General features: G+C 47.0%; 4 protein-coding genes. All 4 read right to left on the bottom strand.

The genetic code is table 11. The features are described 5' to 3' along the window. A partial coding sequence (locus DXB92_RS12945; protein ID WP_181977085.1) for an amidoligase family protein occupies window positions 1-199 on the bottom strand: 199 nt, incomplete at its 3' end. 179 nt (window positions 200-378) lie between these two features. Then, window positions 379-615, bottom strand: coding sequence for a DUF4314 domain-containing protein (locus DXB92_RS12940; protein WP_046437738.1), 237 nt, complete (start codon window positions 613-615; stop codon window positions 379-381). Then, the gene (locus tag DXB92_RS12935; protein WP_117734195.1) at window positions 599-1,267 is read right to left on the bottom strand and encodes a hypothetical protein; all 669 of its coding nucleotides are present in this window, start codon (window positions 1,265-1,267) and stop codon (window positions 599-601) included. The genes DXB92_RS12940 and DXB92_RS12935 overlap by 17 nt, the downstream gene beginning before the upstream one ends. A gap of 115 nt (window positions 1,268-1,382) precedes the next feature. Beyond that, on the bottom strand, window positions 1,383-2,117 hold a 735-nt coding region (locus DXB92_RS12930; protein WP_181977086.1), incomplete at its 5' end, for a site-specific DNA-methyltransferase.

The raw sequence follows: 2,117 nt of genomic DNA, 5'->3' as shown, positions 1-2,117 counted from the left end.
TCCATTCTCTGTTCTGTGCATCCCAAGCCGACCAAGTGCTGTAGCCGTTTCGGTGTGCCGTGTCCTTGTAGCGTCCTGTTCCGAAAAAGTCGGCTGCGAGCTTTGCAGCGTTCTTTCTGGTGATGTGGTTCATCTCGATTTCCACGCCAATCGTCTGGGTTTTCAGGTTTGCAATCTGCTGTTCGGTTTTTGCGTTCATTTGATTTTCCTCCGTATTTTCGGGCTTTTTCCCTTTTGTTGTAACCATATTAACTCTAAACGGAGGAGATAGCAAGCGGCTAAATCTACAGAAAATGAGGTCAAAAGATTGTGTAGAATACACCCTTGCAATCCTTGCGATTGTATGGTAACATACCGTACAATGGAGGAGGTTTCGCCTTATTTTTTCGCCTCGGATACGGTCTGGAAACTATCGATTTCGGGAATCAGAGCAAGGGAAGAACCGTTTTCCCACCGCATATGAATGCTGCCCGCATCGTCAATATGCGTGACCTCACCGACTGTTCCGGGAAGAACTGGATATTTTTCATTCCGCATAGAAAGCAGCTGTAATTTTGTTCCGACAGGGTACTTTTTTCGCAGCTGTTCCAGATAAGACTTACTCGGAAACTGCATCAGTATCACCAACCTTTCTGAATGCGGAATTGCCGGACAGATGCCGAAGAATGACCTTTCTTGCCGCCTTGAATTCTGCTCCTACCATTCCCAGACGAATCAGGAAACACCGCATGGTGTACTTGGGATTGTCGGAGGTGTCCGGCTTGCGGTTGATGCGGCTCTGATTCTTGGCAAATTCGCAGAGCATGGAAATGAAAGTGCAGTAGGCATCTGCATCACCGTCCTGTTCGACCATGAACCACGGAAATTCCACCTTTTCATCCGATGGAATGATGTCCAGTGAATCGGTTTGAAAAGCAGTCTGAAAAAGGGCAGCCTTGTTTTCGCAGATCTGCCGGAGATTGCCCAGTGTATGCTCCGTGAAGAAATCAGCTGGCATCTGCACAGTCAAGCCTTTAGATTCCAGTTCTGATGTGTCCGGAACAGCATAGCCCTGATTCTCCAGTTCGGCAAGAAGCCGTTCTGTTTCCTCACGGTCGGCTTGGTCGCTGATTTCCAGATTACCGGACTTGGTAACAGTGTAGCATTCCCCGATTTTGTAGGCACAGGTGGGCATATACTGATATTCTGCTGTTGTTCCAATGATCATGGCTACCGCCCACGCCAGTTTCTTTCGATTTTCTCCTGCAAGATGAAATTCAATTATCATATGTTTTCCTCCCGATTTTCGGTGATTTGCCTTTCGGCAGTACATATGTTAACTCTTTTTTCCACAGATAGCAACTGTGAGATGTGGAGAATGTTTCGGCGGTCATTTGTGAGAATCAGACAGATGCGATTCGTTCTTCTGCTTTTTTGCAATAGACTGGATTTAGTTCAATTCCGATACACTGCCGATGCAGTCGCTTGGCAACTGCACCAGTAGTTCCGCTTCCGAAGAACGGATCAAGAACCACACCATCTTCTGGACAGCCTGCCAAAATACAGGGTTCTACCAACTGCTCCGGAAACATAGCGAAATGTTCTCTCATGCGGTAAGAGTTGGTGCTGATATTCCAGACATCTCGCTTGTTTCGCATGGTTTTTCCCTGCATTCGTTCGTTGTAATCTGTCCCATTGATGCCCTGTTCCGAAAATCTGCCATACTTGTTTCGACCAGAGCGACCACGAGCGTATCGTTTTAGGCTGCTTTCCGCTGCGGGTTCCATAATTGCTGCTGCATTGTAGTAATACCGGCTGGATTTTGCAAACAAGAACAAATGTTCATAAGACTTTGTGGGACGATCTTTTACACTTTCTGGCAGACAGTTGATCTTGTTCCAGATAATGTCCGAACGGAGATACCAACCATCTGCACGAAGGGCAAACGCCAACACCCATGGAATTCCAATCATATCTTTTGGTTTGATAGCATTCCATGTAGTTGGCATAGCAGCCGCAGCACTGTCCGCTGGAATTTGATATGAATGCTTACAATGTGTAGGCTTTCGACCGATTCCTTTTCCGCTTCCGGCATAGCTATCGGCGATGTTCAGCCACAAAGTTCCGTCTGGTCGAAG

The sequence above is a fragment of the Ruminococcus sp. OM06-36AC genome, from assembly GCF_003438725.1.
GTDB lineage: Bacteria > Bacillota > Clostridia > Oscillospirales > Ruminococcaceae > Ruminococcus_C > Ruminococcus_C callidus.
Note: the sequence above shows the minus strand (reverse complement) of the source record. Positions and strands in the feature narration are given on the sequence as shown.